Below are 19,385 nucleotides of genomic sequence, written 5' to 3' on the forward strand. Positions count from 1 at the left end.
AGAGCGAGAGCCATATGGTCTAGGAATCACGCAAGCCGATCAGCTTGACTTCTGAAATGCCACCCCTGAATTGTTCCGCTGATCCATCGGTCGGCAACTCGGTGATGTGGATGAGCACATAACGGGTACGGACCTCTTCCTTGAAGGTGGCCTTGAGGACCGAACCCACCTTCGCCAGCTTGGTGAGGCGGTGGGAGAAATCGCTCAGCGATGCCGGGCTCGAAGCGTCATTGTCAGCAGCCAGGACTTCCACGGTCTGGCCGCTTCGATACATGCTGATGTCGACACCCGAGAGACTCTGCACACTTCCAAGATCCAAGATCAGTCCACTGCCGTCCCTGCGGTTCGGCAGATTCCCGAAATTCGCGTAACCCCGGTACTGGGGAGTGATCCAAGCCGTGTCCGGTTTCCCGTCCAGGGCAAGTGGTACCTCGTCCTCCTGTATGCCTTCGCCGCTGGGAGCGAATTCACGCGCGTCATGGATCTGAAGAGACTTCGTGGCGACAGGTTTCTTCTTCCCGTCGTCATCTGGTGTCTGGTTCGTGCCCGTGTCGTCGGACGACTTGCCGCCCCGTTCCATGAGGGCGTCCGCCAACTGCCAACTGCCAAGGCCCAGTGCGGCGATGAGCAATGCGGACACGGCCCACTTGAGGGCCTTGCCGGTACGGCTCTGCAACGGGGGCGGCGGGGTCGGCACCGGTTGTGTGGCTCCGGGCCCCGGTGTCTGACGCCCGTAGGAGCCTTGCTGGTACGTGGTGCGCTGGTAGTCCGGCGGCCCGGCGAAGGCGGGCTCCGGCGGGCGGATGCGCGGCATCTCGCCGATCGCCTTCACCAGCTCCTCCGGCGTCGTGCATGGCGGTTCCTGGCGGGACGCCGTCGCTCCATCGTTGATGAGCGCGCGCATCGAGAGTTCCGCCAGTCCGCGGTGCACCCCGGCGCGCACCTGGTCGGGCGCGATGAGCCCAACGCCCTTCGGCAGCCCGGAGAGGCCGTACGCGTCGCTCTCGTACGGCCAGCGCTGGGTGAGGGCGGCGTACAGGAGCGCGCCGATCCCTTCCGTGTCGGTGCGCTGCGGTGTGTCGGAGCTGATGCCGCGCAGCGCGGCATTCACGGCGAGCCCGCGGATGCGCCACTGGCCGGACGAGGAGCGCAGCACCGCGCCCGGGGTCAGCCTCAGATGCGCCAGCCCTTCGCGGTGCGCGGCCGCCATCGCCTGGGAGACCTGACTGACCATCTGATACGCGTCGTGTACCTCCAGCGGGCCGGCGGCCAGAAGCGTCGTCAGCTCCGTGGAGTCAGGAAGCCACTCCTGCACCACATAGACCAGGTCGTTCTCCTCGACCGCGTCCAGCACTTGGACGAAGCGGGGATCGCCCAGGAGGGCAGCGGAACGGGCCGCCGCCAGGACGGAGCGCGCCCGCGGATGATCGGCGGGCAGCAGGTGCACGCCGACGGCACGACGCAGCTTCTCGTCCACGGCACGCCAACTACTGAAACCGTCCAGACGGGTGACGCACTCTTCGAGCCGGTAGCGTCTGGCGAGCTTGTGGCCGCTGTGCAACTCGGGCGGTGAGGTCCTGCCGGGGCTCTCGTCCCCGCCGCTCCCCTGTGCCTCTGCGCTGTCCGAGCTTTTCGTGTCCCGCTCCCGGTTCTGGGCCACCCCGTCGGCCGTGGACTGGTCCGCCTTGGCGGTCAGCGGCTCATCACCGCTGTTGTCTGCCACGTCGACGGCAGCCGTGCTCCGTTCCGCCACCGTCGCTCCTGCCTCCCCATCTCCATTGCCCGCTGTTCGACGCCAAAGCCAATTGTGCCCACAGTCCGCCGCTATGCACGACACGCGGTCCCGGACGATGGTTGTGCGCGTACCCCGCCTCAGCGCCCGAGGCGCCCCCGGACCATGCCGACCATTCCGTTCAGTTCCTCGATGTGCATACGCCGAGCCGCGACGAAGAAGATGCCGAGCAGGGCGATGCCTCCGCCAAGGAGGGCGGCCAGGGAGCCAAGGACGCCCTGCCCCAGCCCCTGGGTGATTCCGTAACAGGCCGCGGCCGCCAGCAACGCCGCTGGTACCGAGGCGATGCCGAGACGGGCGTACGTACGCAGGACGCGAGCCCCGTCCAGGTCGCCGCCCAGCCGCTTGCGCAGCCGCTGCCAGGCCACACCCACGCCGATCGCGTACGCGAGACCGTAGGAGGCCGCCATGCCCGCCACAGCCCAGAGGGGCGGCAGCAGGACGTAGCAGAGAGCCGCGGCGCCGGCGTTTACGGCGGCCACAATGACGGTGTTGTAGAAGGGAGTCCGGGTGTCCTCGTACGCGTAGAAGGCGCGCAGCACGACGTACTGCACGGAGTACGGGATGAGGCCGAGCCCGAAGGCCATCAGCATGTAACCCATCTTGGTGGCCGCGTCGGTGCCTGAGGAGCCGAAGATCAGGGTGCACATCGGGATGCCGAGTGCGACGAATCCAAAGGCGATGGGCACGATCGCGACGGCGGTGGTGCGCAGACCCTGGGAGATGTCGTCGCGGACGGCGCCCGAATCCTCTTCGGCAGCCGAGCGCGAGAGCCTCGGCAACAGGGCAGCCATCAGCGAGACCGTGATGATGGCCTGCGGGAGGCCCCAGATGAGCTGGGCGTTGGCGTAGGCGCTGAAGCCGGTGCCGGCGGTGCCCGTGTCCGTGACCGCCGCGGTGGCCAGCTGGGTGACGACGACGGCGCCCGCCTGGTTGGCGAGAACGAAAAGGATCGTCCACTTGGCGAGCATCGCGGCCTTGCCGAGGCCGTTGCCCTTCCAGTCGAAACGCAGCCGCAGCCGGAACCCGGTCTCGCGCAGGTACGGGATCATCGCGAGGGCTTGGACGACCAGGCCGAGCAGAACACCGATACCGAGCAGCCGCTGGCCCTCCGGTGGGATGTTCCCGACGGCCATCCCGGAGTTAGCGGAGGTGCCGTAAACCCAGATGAACATGCCGAGCGTCACGATGATGACGATGTTGTTGAGGACCGGAGTCCACATCATCGCGCCGAAGCTGCCGCGGGCGTTGAGGATCTGTCCCATCACCACGTGGATGCCCATGAAGAAGATCGTGGGCAGGAAGTACCGGGTGAAGGTGATGCCGACCTCGCTGGCCGCGGGGTTGGTGGCAACCGAGTTCGACAGCATGCGGACCAGGAGCGGTGCGGCGAACATCGCGAGCAGGGTCAGCGCGCCGAGGGCGACGATGACAAGGGTCAGCAGACGGTTCGCGTAGGCTTCGCCGCCGTCCTCGTCCTCCTTCATGGCGCGCACGAGCTGCGGTACGAAGACGGAGTTGAGGCCGCCTCCGACGGTCAGGATGTAGATCATCGTCGGCAGCTGGTACGTGACCTGGAAGGTGTCGCCCAGGAGGGCAGTACCCAGCGCGGCGACGATCAGCGCGGACCGGATGAATCCCGTGAGGCGGGACACCATCGTGCCCGCCGCCATGACCGCGCTCGACTTCAGCAGACTCGACGCGCGGCCCCCGGACTTCTTCGGCGCGGGCGTGGGCGCCGATGCGCTCGCAGGCGGCGGAGACTGAGGGGCCGCGGGAGCCGGCTCGGGTGTGGGGGAGGGCACACCAGGCGGGGAAGGCACACCGGGCGGACCCGCAGGAGGGTACGTGCCGCCCTGCTGCTGGTCACGGAAGAGATACGCGAAGGCATCCGGCTCGTGGCGTTCCTCGCCGGCCTGCGTCACCAGGTCGTCCACGCCCACGAACTGGGTCGTGCGGGCGTCGTCACCGTAGGGAAGATGCTGCGTCAGGCCTTCCGGCTCGGGCGCCGGGGTCTGCGCCCACACACGTGGATCGGGAGCGTACGGCGACTGCGGCGGCTGGGCGTAGAGCTGCTGCGGCGGCGGGTATGTGCCGGGCGGGGGCGGGGGATGTGCGGCGCGGTCGTACAGCGCCTCACCGACCGGGTCCTGGGCGGCGAGATCTCGAACCCCGTACGGATCCTGTCCGTAGGCGTCCTGAAGGTACGTGTCGGCGGGGGGCTGTGGCGGCACCTGGCCGGGCTCCGGCAGTCCCTGCGGCGGGTCGTCGGGGTAGCCGGAGCCCCCCGCGCCCTGACCGCGGTCACCGTCGTACGGCGCGTTCATGGTTACCCCACCTCATCGTCCCCGGGCCCACCGGCCACGACTTCGCTCAACGGTCCACTCTCTCACCCGTGGCGGACGGGTCGGTGCTTTCCGGTGCGGTGTCCGGTGAAGGGTCACTCGGCTGCTCCGGGTCGTCTGCCCCCGATTCCAATGGCGACGCCAAACCCGATTCCGCTTCGGACGCCGTCCCCGACTCCGAGCGGGACTCATCCTCACGACCTTCCTCGGCGTCGTCCTCGAGGCCGTCGTCCGGCCCCTCCTCCGCCTGCCGGGCAACCGCGCGCTTGCGCTGGGTGTACATCCGGAATCCGGCGAGTACGAGCAGCAGGACACCGCCGGCGATGACAAGCATCACCGTGGGGGTGATCTCGGTGACGTTCACGTCGAACGTGATGGAGTCGCCGTAAGGCTGGCCGTCCTCCGTGTAGAGCTGGGCGGTCACCGCGTACCGGCCGTTGGCCCGGCCGTTGGCGGTGAACTTCACCGACTGGCTGTGCCCGCCCGACACCTCCACCTGCTGTTCTCGGTAGGCACGCTCACCGATGCGCAGGCGCGTCGGCTTCTCCGATGTCAGGCGCAGCACCAGATGGTCGACGCCCTGGACAAGGTTGTTCTGCACAGTGATCGGAATGGTGGCGCTGCGGCCCGACAGCTTCGCCTCCGACTTCTTGATCAGTGCAACCTGCTGGGTGAGATCGTCGATATACGTCTCCACACCGCTGCGGTACACGACCTCGTCGGCTTCGTGGCCGCGCCAGGACGTGGACATCGCCCGGTTGAGGGCCCGCCCGAACGGGGTGACCACGCGGGACTCGTCGGTGAGGATCACCCGGAACTTGTCGAGCTTCTGCTGCGTGCTCTCGATCTGCTCGAAGGTTTCCGGCGGCAGTTCCTGCTTGCGCAGTGAGGAGGGGTACGCCGAGGGGACCCGCGTGGTGGCGCCGGGGTCGGGCTTGGCTTCGGTGGCCGCGGACAGGTCCGCCGACTGCGACCAGTTCCCGTTCTGGAGGGCTGTGAGCGCCTGCGCCATCGTCTGGGCCTGGCTGGCGGACGGCATGCGCTGCGGGGCAACCACGATGCTGCGCTGCTTCCCCGGCTGCTGAAGAGTGATCATCAGGGTCTGGGCGAGGAATTCTTGCACGGCGAGCGTGGAGTTGCCGGCCACCGCCATGTCGCCCTGGAACGCCGTCGACAAGCGGGCGTCCGCGACCACCGCCGTGGTGCCGCCGCCGATGGGGCGGGCAGCACTGGGCGTGTACGACAGGCCGCCGGTCTCGTCGAGGCTGTCACTGCGGGAGATCACCGTGTCGGCGCCGGCGGAGGTGGCGACCTTGACGATCGACGGGTCGATCGCGCCGTTCGCAGGCCAGGCGTAGTCCGTGCTTGGCGTCACATGGAGGATCGATTCCACCGTGGTGGCGGCCACCTCCGTGGCGTCCTTGAGATGGCTCAGCGACCCGGTGACCTTCGTGCCCCTGTGGGCCAGCGACGCCAGATCCGGGTCGGCGAAGGGGAGGGCGACGACCTCCTTGCCCTGGACTGCCTTCTCCAGCTCGGCGAGCCATTGCTTGGCGACCGCCTGGTGGGTGCCCGGAGTGGTGGTTTCGGCACTGGTCTGGATCTCGTAGCCGCTCGTCATCGCGACCACAGAGGCCAGGAGGTCCGGATCGATCACCCATGTGACGTCCAGCTCTTTGCCGAGAGTGAGGAGCTGCTGCAGTCGGCCGCCGGGCGCGAGCTCCGCGGCGAGGTCGTCATCCTTGAAGACAGGGGTCTGCTGCTCGTTCGAACCCGTCTCGGCCGTCACATGGGGGGTGGAGATCAGGGGCCAGAGGTACGTCGTCCTTGTCTTCGTCTCCGCCGCTTCCGGCTGCCACGGAAGGAAGGTTCGCTCGATCCCGAGAATGCGCTCGTACGGCTGGGCGGCAGTCTCCCCGGTGAGCGTGACCCCGAGCTGGTAGACGCCATCAGCGCCGAGGTCCAGCTCGTCTACGGGGACAGAAATACTGAAGCTCTGTGGGACGCCCGGCGCCAGCTTGGCGAAATCCTGCACGTACGAGCCGCCGACTTCGGCGCCCGCCTCCGGGTTGTTCTTCGCGGCCGTGTCGATCGACGAGCGGCCGTTCATCGTCGGTCCTACGCGCAGACCGACCTGGGCGTCCGTGACCGACTGCTTGCCCTTGTTGGTGATTCGGCCCGAGACGGTGAGCGTGTCCCCGTCCGAGGGGACGGTGGGGCTGAGCGAGTCCAAGGAGACGTCAACCGTCTTCGAGCCGGTGGCCTCGGCCACGGCGGTGCGCTCGGCGGCATCCGCGGAGGGCGAGGCGGGCAGCTGGAGAAGGCCGGCCAGCAGAGGCGCTCCGGCGAGCAGTGCTCCGGTGCGCCGAAGCCACCGGCGGGCAGGTGAGGCACTCGTCCCCTGGAAGTCTGCCGCCTCGGCCACGCGCTCGCCCGTCCCTCGTCGTCGTCAGTGGTCGTCGGAATGTGCGTCCACGCATGGTAACGATGCGCGCTGAGGGGAAGTGCCGCGGTCCGCCCCACAAGATCGGGGGGCCAGGCCGAGCTGTCGCCTATGTGCACGTATTGAGGGAGGCGCCCCACCAGGTACGGGGGAAGCACCTGTGCACGCGTAATGGGGGCGCTCGCCGTCGCCCGCGCCACGTACCCTTTTCTGTTGTGCCGAACGCCAACGAAGACAATCCCAATGCCCTGAGCCAGGTGCAGCACCGCGCGGTGAGCGAACTACTGCGGGTGTCCCCCGTCGCCGACGATCTCGCCCGCCGTTTCCAGGAGGCCGGATTCTCCCTCGCCCTGGTCGGTGGCTCGGTCCGGGACGCCCTTCTGGGCAGGCTCGGAAACGACCTGGACTTCACGACCGACGCCCACCCCGAGGACGTACTGAAGATCGTGCGGCCCTGGGCGGACGCCGTGTGGGAGGTTGGGATCGCCTTCGGGACGGTAGGGGCGCAGAAGGACGCCCGTGTCGGGGACGCAGTTCAGCGCTTCGACATCGAGGTGACGACGTACCGCTCGGAGGCGTACGACCGGACCTCACGCAAGCCTGAGGTGTCGTACGGCGACTCGATCGAGGAAGACCTCGTGCGCCGCGACTTCACGGTCAACGCGATGGCCGTGGCGCTGCCGGAGAAGGAGTTCATCGATCCGCACGACGGGCTGCGGGACCTGGCGCAGCGCGTGCTGCGTACCCCGGGCACTCCCGAGGCGTCCTTCTCCGACGATCCACTGCGGATGATGAGGGCGGCCCGCTTCGCCGCGCAGCTCGACTTCGAGGTGGCATCGGACGTCGTCGCCGCGATGGAGGCCATGGCTGAGCGCATCGAGATCGTCTCCGCCGAGCGTGTTCGGGACGAGCTGAATAAGCTGATCCTCTCCGCGTACCCGCGCAAGGGGCTGACGCTGCTCGTCGACACCGGACTCGCCGCGCATGTGCTGCCCGAGTTGCCCGCGCTGCGTCTGGAGCGTGACGAGCACCACCGGCACAAGGACGTCTACGACCACTCGCTCATCGTGCTGGAGCAGGCGATCGAGCTGGAGGAGGACGGTCCGGACCTCACGCTCCGACTTGCCGCGCTGCTGCACGACATCGGAAAGCCGCGCACGCGCCGCTTCGAGAAGGACGGTCGAGTCTCGTTCCACCATCACGAGGTGGTGGGCGCCAAAATGACCAAGAAGCGCATGACGGCTCTCAAGTACTCCAATGATCTTGTGAAGGACGTCTCGCGACTGGTCGAGTTGCACCTGCGCTTCCACGGCTACGGCACCGGTGAGTGGACGGACTCCGCGGTCCGCCGCTACGTGCGGGACGCGGGCCCGCTTCTCGACCGTCTCCACAAACTGACCCGCTCCGACTGCACCACACGCAACAAACGCAAGGCCGCCGCGCTCTCTCGTGCGTACGACGGCCTGGAGGGGCGCATCGCCCAACTCCAGGAGCAGGAGGAGCTGGACGCCATCCGGCCCGACCTCGACGGCAATCAGATCATGGAGGTCCTCGGTGTCGGACCTGGCCCAGCCATCGGCCAGGCGTACAAGTTCCTGCTGGAGCTGCGCCTCGAGAACGGGCCGATGGAGCACGATGCGGCGGTGTCGGCACTCAAGGAGTGGTGGGCCGCGCAGAGCTGAGTCGCGAAACGGGCGATGTTTCACGTGAAACATGACCTGGCACCGACTGGATCCGGATACGCCGAGGACCGTTGTTTCACGTGAAACAACGGTCCTCGCGCGTCAGATGAGCTTCTACTTGGCGGAGTACTCCGACAGGCAGAGCGTGAAGTCGCTGCTGCCACCGGTCTCGGTGTACTCGGCGTACTTGGTGCGGTCGCAGCCGGAGTCGTCGGTCTTCTTCTGCTCGACCTTGTACGCGGCCTTGGAGTCGCCGCAATCCACGACCTCAAGCTCCGGGTTGGTGGTGCTGTCCGGGTTGCCGATGCTCATGCAGTCGCCGACCTTGGCGGCTTGCGCGTCGTCTCGGCTCGCCACCCAGCCGATGCCCGCGGCGATGAGGGCGGCGACGACGATCGCGATGCGCAGGTAGAACTTGAAGCCGCGCTTCTGCTGCTGGGGCGGGACCGGGGCGTACGGCGCGTTCGGCTGCTGCGGGTAGCCGGGCTGGCCGGGGAACTGAGGCTGGCCCTGAGGTGTCGTCTGGCCCTGGGCGAACGGGTTCTGGCCCTGAGGCGGCTGCCCCTGAGCGTATGGGTTCTGCCCCTGGGGCGGCGGCGGAGTGGTCACTTGAGGGTCCCCCTAGAACGTAGGAGCGCGTTGCGCGAAATAAGACCCACGTAAGCTATCGGCCCCTATTGGCAACTCAGTGTTCCAGAGATGCTCTGTGTCACTGATGTGACACTCGACGCCGCCCAAAGCGGGCCATAGACGCAGCAACTGCCGCGTAGATAACGGCCACCGTGACCACCAGTGGGACTGAGCGGCCGTCAGGGGGCAGCATCAGGGCGGCCACTCCTGCGGCGCCGACGAAAGCGACGTTGAACAGCACGTCGTACACGGAGAAGATCCGGCCGCGGAAGCCGTCGTCGACGGATGACTGGACCACGGTGTCGGTGGCGATCTTCGCGCCCTGGGTGGTGAGACCGAGGACGAAGGCCGAGATCAGTACGGGTACTTGGGCGAACGGCAGACCGAGCGCAGGTTCCAGGACTGCGGCGGATCCGGAGCAGACGACGATCCAGCCGCCCGGTCCGAGTTTCCCGGCTGCCGTCGGAGTCACCACCGCCGCCGCGAAGAAGCCCGCCCCGGAGATCCCCACGGCCAGCCCCAGCAGAGCGAGACCGTCCTCCCCGGAGCCGGACGACCAGGCGTACCGAGAGAGCATCAGCACCATGACCGTCAGGGCGCCGAAACAGAACCGCATCAGAGTCATCGCGGTCAACGCCCAGGCGGCCTCGCGGCGTGCGGGCTCGGCCAGATGGCGGACGCCGGCCACCAGGCCACGTGCCGTACCGGCCAGGGCCGCCTTCAGATGTGGCTGCACCAACTCCTGGCCGGGACCCAGCAGTTCCCGCGCCATACGCAGCGAGGCGAGCGCCGCGCACAGATAGAGCGCCGCCCCGACGAGGACGACCGCGGCATCGGAGTCCGAGATGACGAGACGTACGACGAAGGCGATGCCGCCGCCCGCGGTCGCGGCGAGTGTCCCGGCCGTGGGCGACAGTGAGTTGGCCATCACCAGGCGCTCGGAGTCGACGACACGCGGCAGCGCGGCGGACAGACCCGCCAGGACGAAGCGGTTGACCGCGGTGACGCTCAGTGCGGAGACGTAGAAGAGCCAGTCCGGGACGCCGCTCACGATCAGCACGGCCGTCAGAGAGGCCAGCAGCGCCCGCAGGAGGTTCCCGTACAGAAAGACCTGCCGCCGTCGCCAGCGGTCCAGCAGCACCCCCGCGAAGGGGCCGACGAGCGAATACGGGAGGAGGAGCACCGCCATCGCCGAGGCGATCGCGGCCGCCGAGGTCTGCCGCTCCGGCGAGAAGACGACGTACGTGGCGAGCGCGACCTGGTAGACACCGTCGGCGCCCTGGGACAGCAGCCGTACGGCGAGCAGGCGCCGGAAGTTCCGGAAGCGCAGGAGTACGCGCAGGTCACGTACGACAGCCATGGGGCACAGCCTCACATACGAGGAGGGTCCCCGGGCACACGACCCGGAGACCCTCAACATCCCTCTGAGCGAAGCTCTTAGCGCTCGACCTCGCCGCTGATGAACTTCTCGACGTTCTCGCGGGCCTCGTCGTCGTAGTACTGGACCGGCGGGGACTTCATGAAGTAGCTCGATGCCGAGAGGATCGGGCCGCCGATGCCGCGGTCCTTGGCGATCTTCGCGGCACGCAGGGCGTCGATGATGACACCCGCGGAGTTCGGGGAGTCCCAGACCTCGAGCTTGTACTCCAGGCTCAGCGGGACGTCACCGAAGGCGCGGCCCTCGAGACGGACGTACGCCCACTTGCGGTCATCCAGCCAGGCCACGTAGTCGGACGGGCCGATGTGGACATTGTCCGCACCCATGTCGCGGTCGCGGATCTGGGAGGTGACGGCCTGGGTCTTGGAGATCTTCTTCGACTCCAGGCGGTCACGCTCGAGCATGTTCTTGAAGTCCATGTTGCCGCCGACGTTCAGCTGCATCGTGCGGTCCAGGATCACACCCCGGTCCTCGAACAACTTTGCCATCACGCGGTGCGTGATCGTTGCGCCGACCTGCGACTTGATGTCGTCACCGACGATCGGGACACCGGCCTCGGTGAACTTGTCCGCCCACTCCTTGGTGCCCGCGATGAAGACCGGAAGGGCGTTGACGAAGGCGACCTTGGCGTCGATGGCGCACTGGGCGTAGAACTTCGCCGCGTCCTCGGAGCCCACCGGGAGGTAGCAGACGAGGACATCGACCCGCTGGTCCTTGAGGACCTGGACGACGTCGACCGGGGCTTCGGCCGACTCCTCGATGGTCTCGCGGTAGTACCTGCCGAGCCCGTCCAGGGTGTGGCCGCGCTGCACGGGCACACCGGAGTTCGGGACGTCGCAGATCTTGATGGTGTTGTTCTCGCTGGCACCGATGGCGTCCGCGAGGTCGAGGTCGACCTTCTTCGAGTCGACGTCGAAGGCAGCCACGAACTCGATGTCACTGACGTGGTAGTCGCCGAACTGGACGTGCATCAGACCCGGGACCTTGGCGGCCGGGTCGGCGTCCTTGTAGTACTCGACGCCCTGGACCAGCGAGGCGGCGCAGTTGCCCACGCCGACGATGGCTACGCGAACCGAACCCATTCCGGTTGCTCCCTGTGTGTACTCGGTGAAGCCCTGAACGGACTTCACGTGTCGGTGTCGTCGGACGGATCCGGCCGGGAGGTGTCCCCGTGCCGGGGCAGGCCGCCCGACTCTCCAGATGTGCTGTCCTGCTGAGCGGAGCCGTCCGCGGCGGGACGCCGCTGGTCCCGTCCGGCCCGCTCGCTCTCGATGAGCTCGTTCAGCCAGCGCACTTCGCGCTCCACGGACTCCATCCCGTGTCGCTGGAGCTCAAGGGTGTAGTCGTCGAGGCGCTCCCGGGTGCGGGCCAGGGAGGCGCGCATCTTCTCCAGGCGCTCCTCGAGACGACTACGGCGGCCTTCGAGGACGCGCATACGTACATCCCGCGACGTCTGCCCGAAGAAGGCGAAACGAGCGGCGAAGTGCTCGTCCTCGTACGCGTCGGGACCCGTCTGCGAGAGCAGTTCCTCGAAGTGCTCCTTACCTTCCGCCGTCAACCGATAGACGATCTTGGCGCGGCGTCCCGCGAGTGGAGCGGCAGCTGCTTCATCGCGGGCACCTCCCGATTCCTCGATCAACCAGCCGTTGGTGACCAGCGTCTTGAGGCAGGGGTAGAGCGTCCCGTAGCTGAAGGCACGGAACACGCCCAGTGAGGTATTGAGCCGTTTACGCAGCTCATAGCCGTGCATCGGGGACTCGCGGAGCAGGCCGAGTACGGCGAACTCGAGGATCCCGGAACGCCGGCTCATCGTCGCCTCCTCTCTGCAGCAGTCTTGCCGTGACGGTCGTTATGCCGAGCTGATGTATCGACTCGATACATCAGCACGATAGAACGGCCATCCGTATGCGACAAGAGGGGGCATGGTGAGCGGCGTCACATCACCGATTCGTGGGACACAGGTTGCCTGTTTTGGGGTGACCTTCGGCCCTCGGTGGGTTTTGCCGGTGCGTAGTCTGTGCGCCATGCACATCACCGGGAACCAAGTGACGTTTGGGGGCGTCCTCGTCCTCGGTGCAGTACGGGTGAATGACAGAACGACCGCATCCGTACTTCGGGGGGACCGGGAAACCAGCCGCCGTTTCCAGGCGCGCAAAGGTGCGCCTGCCCGAGGAGTAACCGTTCGATGAGCGAGCACCGTCGTAAACCGCCGCAGCCGCAAGGCGGCGGACGTGCCGCAGCCCGACGCGGCCTTACCGGCTCGTCCCCCGGTCGCCGCGCGGCACCGCGAGGCGTCACCGGGTCTCCTTCCGCCTCCTATGGCTCGGGGGGTGAGGAACGGCCGTACGGTGGCCGTGCGGAGGCCCGAAGGGCTGCCCAGAGAAGTACCAGCGGCGGCGGCCGGCGCAGAGCGGCCGACGGCGCGGGAGGTGGCGGCCACGGTGGTGGCGGCCGCAGAGGCGGGCCTGGCGGGCCAAACGGGCCCGGGCGTGGCAGGGGCCGCGGCGCGGAGCCGCCCAAGAAGCGCCTCATCGACTATCCGCGCGCGGGCAAGTACGGCGCCGCGCGATGGGTGCCGTCATGGAGGCTTGTGACGGGCACATTTGTCGGCTTCCTCGGCAGCATGATGGCCGTGGCCGGCATCGCGTACGCCATGGTGGGCGTCCCGAAAGTCGACGAGGCGGCGACGGCGCAGAACAACGTCTACAAATGGGCCGACGGCACCACGATGGTCGCCACCGGCGGCGAGACGAACCGCCAGATCATCGGCTACGCCCAGATCCCCGAGGAGATGCGCTACGCCGTCATCTCGGCCGAGAACAAGACGTTCGAGACCGACAAGGGCGTGGACCCCATGGGCATCGGCCGTGCCCTGTTCAACATGGCCAAGGGCGGCGATACGCAGGGTGGCTCAACCATCACCCAGCAGTACGTGAAGAACGCGAGGCTCGGCGACCAGTCGCAGACGCTCACGCGTAAGTTCAAGGAGCTGTTCATCTCCATCAAGGTCGGCGCCTCGGTCGACAAGCAGGAGATCATGGCCGGCTACCTGAACACCGCCTACTACGGACGCGGCGCTTATGGAATCCAGGCGGCGGCGCGTGCGTACTTCAACAAGGAGGCCGAGGACCTCAACGCCAGCGAGTGCGCCTTCCTGGCGGCGGTGCTCAAGGGAGCCACGTACTACGACCCGGCGGGCTCCGAATCGATCGACCCTGCCGCCACTCGAGAGGCCAACAGCAAGCGGGCCACGGAGCGATGGAGCTGGATCCTCGGCGAAATGGTCAAGGACGGTCATCTGCCGGCCTCGGAAGGCGCCAAGTACAGGAAGCTGGGTTTCCCCAAGACTCAGAACCCGCGCCTGAACACCGCGCTGAGTGGCCAGATCGGCTATCTCGTCGACCTCGCCAAGGCGTACATCGTGAACAACAGCGACAAGACCGGGATCACCGCCGAGAAACTCCAGCGGGGCGGCTACACCATCCAGACGACCTTCGAGAAGAAGATGGTCAATCAGCTCGAAGAGGCGGTGAAGAAGGTCCAGAAGGAGAACATCAAGCCGGACGAGCGTCCCAAGACGGACAAGTACGTCCAGTTCGGCGGGGCCTCCGTGGACCCGGAGGACGGCGCCATCAAGGCCATCTACGGCGGTGAGGACGCGACGAAGCACTTCACCAACAACGCCGACCAGACCGGCGCCCAGGTGGGTTCGACGTTCAAGCCGTTCGTGCTGGCGTCGGCCATGTCATGGGGTGTGCGTAATCCCGACGGTGACGAGACCCAGGCGCAGGACGAGCGGACGATCGTCTCACCGAAGAGCCTCTACAGCGGCAAGAACAAGCTGAAGATCGAGGATTACGACGGCAACGTCTGGCAGGACAAGAAGGGCAGGGAGTGGCTGCAGACGAACGACGGCGGTGAGTCGTACAACGCGCCGAGCTACCAGATCGACCTCCGCGAGGCGATGAGGGTCTCGGCGAACTCCGCCTACGTGCAGCTCGGTATGGACGTCGGTCTGGACAAGGTCAGGGAGGCAGCGCTGGACGCTGGCGTCCTGGAGGGCAGTCTGGCCAGCGCGAACTATCCGTCCTTCTCGCTCGGCACGTCCGACCCGAGCGCGATCCGCATGGCAGGTGCGTACTCCACCTTCGCGGCCAGTGGCAAGCAGAACGACCCGTATTCGGTCACCGAGATCAAGGACGCGGACGGGATCGTCTTCAGGCACGCGGACGTCGCCAAGACCAGGACGGCCTTCACTCCCGAGGTCGCCGACAACGTCACCGACGTTCTGAAGACCGTCGTGGAAGACGGCACGGGCACTGCGGCGGCGCTCGACGACCGTGAGGTGGCGGGCAAGACCGGTACCACCGACGGCAACAAGTCCGCATGGTTCGTCGGCTACACCCCGCAGCTCTCGACGGCGATCTCCATGTATCGCATGGACGACGACGCGAACAACAAGAAGCGCAAGTTCCTGGAGATGTACGGGACGGGTGGCCAGAAGAAGATCCATGGCGCCTCGTTCCCGGCCGAGATCTGGCACGACTACATGGAGGACGCGCTCAAGGGCAAGCCCGCGGAGGAGTTCCCGACACCCGAACCCATCGGTAAGGTCGTCAACGACATCCCGACTCCGACTCCGACGCCCTCGCTCCCCGAGCCCGAGCCCGAGGAGGAGAGCCCGACGCCGAGCCCGACGCCAAGTGAGCCGACGACGAGTCCCTCGCCCTCGCCGAGCAACACCTGTGACGCCTTCGACTTCGAGTGCAACAACAACGGCGGAGAGGGCAACGGTGGTGCTGGTAACGGCGGAGTCGATGGAGGTGGGAGTGCTTCACCGACGGAGTCCGATCCTCCCGGCAACAACGGCGGCAACGACAACGGAGGCCTCTTCGGGGGAGGCACCGGGTAGCCCACACTGTGAGTGTTGCAGGTGAAACAGGCTGTTTCACGTGAAACAAGGGCCGCCGCACCGACACGGTGCGGCGGCCCTTGTCGTACTCAGAGGCGAAGGCCTTCAGTCAGGCGACCAGCCACGGCCACGGCGACAGGACGCCCCAGCACACTCTCAGCTATGTACGGCAGGATGGTCGGCATGCCCAGTGCAGAGACGAAGCGAGCGAGCTCGCATGAGCCGGAGCCGGTACGGCCGACCAAGGAGGACGCGGTCGCCGCAACCGGCAGCGAGCTGATCGGTGGCCCCATCGGGCGGCGCGCGCTGCTCGGGACGTCCTGGTGGACCCCTGTACGTGTCATCGCGCTCGTCGCGATCGGCATGTTCGCCCTCGGCATGGTGCAGAAGCTGCCGTGCTACGACGGCGCCTGGTTCTTCGGGGCCAGCTCGCAGTACACGCACGCGTGCTACTCCGACATCCCGCATCTCTACCAGGGTCGCGGCTTCGCCGAGGGTCTCGTGCCGTACTTCGACAAACTCAGCGGCGATATGGAGTACCTCGAATACCCGGTGCTGACCGGCGTGTTCATGGAGGTCGCCTCCTGGCTGACACCGGGCAGCGGCAGCATCCAGGACCAGGCAAACGTCTACTGGATGGTCAACGCCGGGATGCTGATGGTGTGCGCGGCGGTCATCGCCGTTTGCGTGACCCGCACTCACCGCCGGCGGCCCTGGGACGGTCTGCTGGTCGCCCTCGCACCCGCCTTCGCGCTCACCGCCACCGTCAACTGGGACCTGCTGGCCGTCGCCCTGACGGCCGCCGCGATGCTGATGTGGGCGCGGAGCCGCCCGCTCGCCTTCGGCGTCCTCCTGGGCCTTGCCACGGCCGCCAAGCTCTATCCCTTTTTGCTCCTCGGGCCGCTGCTCGTGCTGTGCTGGCGTGCTGGCAGGTGGCGGGAGTTCGGCACCGCGCTGCGCGGTGCAGCGGGCGCCTGGCTGGTCGTGAACCTCCCTGTGATGCTGCTCGCCCCAGAGGGCTGGTCGAAGTTCTACACATTCAGCCAGGAGCGTGGCGTCGACTTCGGCTCGTTCTGGCTCGTCCTGTCTCATCGCATGGACAGCCCGCCCACCACCGACACTGTCAACACGCTCGCCATGGTGCTGATGCTGCTCTCCTGCCTGGGGGTAGCGGGACTCGCGCTGACTGCCCCGCGCAGGCCGCGCTTCGCCCAACTCGCCTTTCTGGTCGTTGCGGCCTTCATCCTCACCAACAAGGTCTATTCACCGCAGTACGTGCTGTGGCTGGTCCCCCTCGCCGCGCTGGCCCGCCCCAAGTGGCGGGACTTCCTGATCTGGCAGGCGTGCGAGGTCGCGTACTTCCTCGGGATCTGGATGTACCTCGCGTACACGACCAGTGGCGACGCTCACAAGGGACTGCCGACCGACGGCTATCACGTCGTCATCGTCATCCACCTGTTGGGGACGCTCTACCTGTGTGCCGTCGTCGTACGCGACATCCTCATGCCGGAACGGGACGTGGTACGCCGGTCCGGGGACGACGATCCGTCGGGCGGGGTACTCGATGGCGCGGAGGACGCCTTCGTGCTGGGAGCCGCGGCCCATCCGCCGCAGCATGCGGCGCACTTCGACGGGCCGCACGTGGAGTGGGGCAGCCGGGGCCCGTCGGCGGGTGCCGGTTCGCCCTGAGCGAACAAGGCGTAGACAGCTACACAAAAGGCCGTACACGGAGTCCGTGTACGGCCTCTCCGCTGAGGCTCGGGCGGTCAGCGCTCGACGATTCGGTCGAACTGCGTGGTGGTGTGCCGCAGATGGGCCACCAGTTCCTCGCCGACCTTCGGTTCCGGGGCGTCTGAGGGCACGAAAAGGATCGAGACCTGCATGTGCGGAGGCTCCGCGAACCAGCGCTGCTTGCCGCCCCAGACGAATGGCGAGAGGTTTCGGTTGACCGTGGCGAGGCCGGCCCGGGCGACGCCCTTGGCGCGCGGCATGACGCCGTGCAGGGCCTTCGGGGCCTCCAGGCCCACCCCGTGCGACGTACCGCCCGCCACGACCACCAGCCAGCCGTCAGATGCGGCCTTCTGCTGGCGATAGCCGAAGCGGTCCCCCTTGGCGACGGGAGTGACGTCCAGGACGGCTCCGCGGTACTCGGTCGCCTCGTGGTCCCCCAGCCACAGCCGCGTACCGATGCGGGCGCGGAAGCGGGTCTGCGGGAACTGCTGCTGCAGCCGGGCGAGTTCCTCGGCCTTGAGGTGGCTGACGAACATGGTGTGCAGCGGCAGCCGGGCCGCACGCAGCCGGTCCATCCAGCCGATGACCTCCTCGACGGCGTCCGAGCCGTCGGTGCGGTCCAGCGGCAGATGGATCGCGAAGCCCTCCAGCCGTACGTTCTCTATGGCGGCGTGAAGCTGAGGCAGGTCGCGCTCGCTCACACCGTGCCGCTTCATCGAGGACATGACCTCGATGACGACACGGGCGCCCACGAGGCCGTAGACCCCGTCGATCGACGACACGGAGCGGATCACGCGATCGGGCAACGGCACGGGCTCCTCGCCCCGCCGGAACGGCGTCAGCACCAGCAAGTCTCCACCGAACCAGTCCTTGATCCGGGCGGCCTCGTACGTCGTGCCGACGGCCAGGATGTCCGAGCCCAGCCGCGTGGCCTCGTCCGCCAGTCGCTCATGGCCGAAGCCGTAGCCATTGCCCTTGCACACAGGGACGAGTCCGGGGAACTGCTCGGACACCTGCTTGTGGTGCGCCCGCCAGCGTGCGGTGTCGACGTAGAGCGTGAGCGCCATGGCCGGACCTGGAACCTTTCTCGTGGCAGCGGTGTATCAGAGGTATGAAGGCAAATTCTGATGCGTCAGCGGCGGGACATGTAGATGTCGAGCGCCTTGTGGAGCAGCTTGTTGAGCGGGAAGTCCCACTCGCCAAGGTATTCGGCGGCTTGCCCGCCCGTGCCCACTTTGAACTGGATGAGGCCGAAAAGGTGGTCGGTCTCGTCCAGCGAGTCGGAGATACCCCGCAGGTCATAGACCGTGGCACCGAGCGCGTAGGCGTCGCGCAGCATGCGCCACTGCATCGCGTTCGAGGGCCGGACCTCACGCCCGATGTTGTCCGAGGCACCGTACGAGTACCAGACATGCCCGCCCACGACCAGCATCGTCGCGGCGGACAGGTTCACACCGTTGTGCCGGGCGAAGTAGAGCCGCATGCGGTTGGGGTCCTCGTTGTTGAGGGCCGTCCACATGCGCTGGAAGTACGAGAGCGGGCGGGGCCGGAAGTGGTCGCGGACGGCCGTGATCTCGTAGAGGCGCTGCCACTCCTCGAGGTCCTGGTAGCCGCCCTGGACGACGTCGACGCCCGCCTTCTCAGCCTTCTTGATGTTGCGCCGCCAAAGCTGGTTGAAGCCTTTGTGGACGTCCTCCAACGATCGGTTGGCCAGCGGTACTTGGAAGACATAGCGGGGTTGTACGTCGCCGAAGCCGGCCCCGCCGTCCTCGCCCTGCTGCCAGCCCATGCGACGCAGCCGGTCGGCGACCTCGAAAGCGCGCGGCTCGATGAAGTCGGCCTCGATGTCGCGCAACCGCTTCACGTCCGGATCCTGGATGCCCTTCTTGATCGAAGCGGCCTCCCAGCGCCGGATGATGACCGGTGGGCCCATCTTCACGGAGAAGGCGCCCTGCTGCTTGAGATGCGCGAGCATCGGATCCAGCCACTCGGTCAGATTCGGCGCGAACCAGTTGATGACCGGGCCCTCGGGCAGATAGGCGAGGTAGCGCTTGATCTTGGGTAGCTGCCGGTACAGCACGAGGCCCGCCCCGACCATGTCGCCCGTCCTGTCGTCGAACCAGCCGAGATTCTCGGCACGCCACTCCGCCTTGACGTCTGCCCAGGCCGGCACCTGCATGTGGCTCGCCGCGGGCAGGCTCTGGATGTACGCCAGATGCTGCTCTCGACTGATGGTCCTCAGGGTCAGGCTCATATGGGGGGCTCCTCGGGCTGGTGTGTCCCCATGGGTACAGGGGCTCCGGCTCTCGCGCCGAAGCCTACTGCGCCTTGCGAGCGCCCCGTCTGGCCCTACGGAACCTGGGCCCGGCGCATGCGCGGCCGGGAGGTCCGGAAGGGGTGTCCGGCCCTCGA

12 protein-coding genes are annotated in these 19,385 nt (G+C 67.3%); 3 read left to right on the forward strand and 9 right to left on the reverse strand.

The window, feature by feature from the left end; translation table 11 throughout:
- Positions 1–19 precede the first annotated feature (19 nt).
- The 3 genes from ACFYO0_RS14830 to ACFYO0_RS14840 all read right to left on the reverse strand — a co-directional run bounded on the left by ACFYO0_RS14830 (position 20) and on the right by ACFYO0_RS14840 (position 6,562).
- Entirely contained in the window at positions 20–1,753 is a 1,734-nt protein-coding gene (locus ACFYO0_RS14830) for a protein kinase family protein (protein ID WP_388674928.1), read from the reverse strand.
- 119 nt (positions 1,754–1,872) lie between these two features.
- On the reverse strand, positions 1,873–4,119 hold the full coding sequence (gene murJ, locus ACFYO0_RS14835; RefSeq protein WP_388674931.1) for a murein biosynthesis integral membrane protein MurJ: 2,247 nt from the start codon (positions 4,117–4,119) through the stop codon (positions 1,873–1,875).
- Between the two features lie 46 nt (positions 4,120–4,165).
- Positions 4,166–6,562 (reverse strand): DUF6049 family protein, encoded by a 2,397-nt coding sequence (locus ACFYO0_RS14840; RefSeq protein ID WP_388674934.1) that lies wholly within the window; start codon positions 6,560–6,562, stop codon positions 4,166–4,168.
- Positions 6,563–6,795: 233 nt separating this feature from the next.
- Between ACFYO0_RS14840 and ACFYO0_RS14845 the strand changes: the two genes are divergently transcribed.
- Complete coding sequence (locus tag ACFYO0_RS14845; protein ID WP_388674937.1) at positions 6,796–8,262, forward strand: CCA tRNA nucleotidyltransferase; 1,467 nt, start codon at positions 6,796–6,798, stop codon at positions 8,260–8,262.
- Between the two features lie 114 nt (positions 8,263–8,376).
- Here the strand turns inward: ACFYO0_RS14845 and ACFYO0_RS14850 are convergent, their stop codons facing one another.
- The 4 genes from ACFYO0_RS14850 to ACFYO0_RS14865 form a co-directional block, all read right to left on the reverse strand.
- Positions 8,377–8,871 carry a hypothetical protein gene (locus ACFYO0_RS14850; protein WP_388674939.1) on the reverse strand — a complete coding sequence of 165 codons (495 nt, stop codon included), beginning with the start codon at positions 8,869–8,871 and terminating at the stop codon, positions 8,377–8,379.
- Positions 8,872–8,971: 100 nt separating this feature from the next.
- On the reverse strand, positions 8,972–10,252 hold the full coding sequence (locus ACFYO0_RS14855) for an MFS transporter (protein ID WP_388674941.1): 1,281 nt from the start codon (positions 10,250–10,252) through the stop codon (positions 8,972–8,974).
- A gap of 77 nt (positions 10,253–10,329) precedes the next feature.
- Positions 10,330–11,412, reverse strand: a complete 1,083-nt coding sequence (locus ACFYO0_RS14860) for an inositol-3-phosphate synthase (RefSeq protein WP_388674943.1) — start codon at positions 11,410–11,412, stop codon at positions 10,330–10,332.
- Between the two features lie 44 nt (positions 11,413–11,456).
- Complete coding sequence (locus ACFYO0_RS14865; RefSeq protein WP_388674946.1) at positions 11,457–12,140, reverse strand: PadR family transcriptional regulator; 684 nt, start codon at positions 12,138–12,140, stop codon at positions 11,457–11,459.
- A 375-nt stretch (positions 12,141–12,515) separates the two neighbouring features.
- Between ACFYO0_RS14865 and ACFYO0_RS14870 the strand changes: the two genes are divergently transcribed.
- Both ACFYO0_RS14870 and ACFYO0_RS14875 read left to right on the forward strand, forming a co-directional pair.
- Positions 12,516–15,242 (forward strand): transglycosylase domain-containing protein, encoded by a 2,727-nt coding sequence (locus ACFYO0_RS14870; RefSeq protein ID WP_388674949.1) that lies wholly within the window; start codon positions 12,516–12,518, stop codon positions 15,240–15,242.
- 174 nt (positions 15,243–15,416) lie between these two features.
- A complete protein-coding gene (locus ACFYO0_RS14875; protein ID WP_388675466.1) occupies positions 15,417–16,931 on the forward strand; it encodes a glycosyltransferase family 87 protein in 1,515 nt (504 codons plus the stop codon).
- Between the two features lie 77 nt (positions 16,932–17,008).
- Here ACFYO0_RS14875 and ACFYO0_RS14880 read toward each other — a convergent pair whose 3' ends face one another.
- Together ACFYO0_RS14880 and femX are read right to left on the reverse strand one after the other, a co-directional pair.
- Complete coding sequence (locus ACFYO0_RS14880; protein ID WP_388674951.1) at positions 17,009–18,040, reverse strand: alanine racemase; 1,032 nt, start codon at positions 18,038–18,040, stop codon at positions 17,009–17,011.
- 65 nt (positions 18,041–18,105) lie between these two features.
- A complete protein-coding gene (femX, locus tag ACFYO0_RS14885) occupies positions 18,106–19,227 on the reverse strand; it encodes a peptidoglycan bridge formation glycyltransferase FemX (RefSeq protein ID WP_388674954.1) in 1,122 nt (373 codons plus the stop codon).
- Positions 19,228–19,385 lie beyond the last annotated feature (158 nt).

Origin of the sequence: Streptomyces sp. NPDC006365 (assembly GCF_042870755.1) — a bacterium.
In the GTDB taxonomy this organism is placed as follows: Bacteria; Actinomycetota; Actinomycetes; order Streptomycetales; family Streptomycetaceae; genus Streptomyces; species Streptomyces xiangluensis.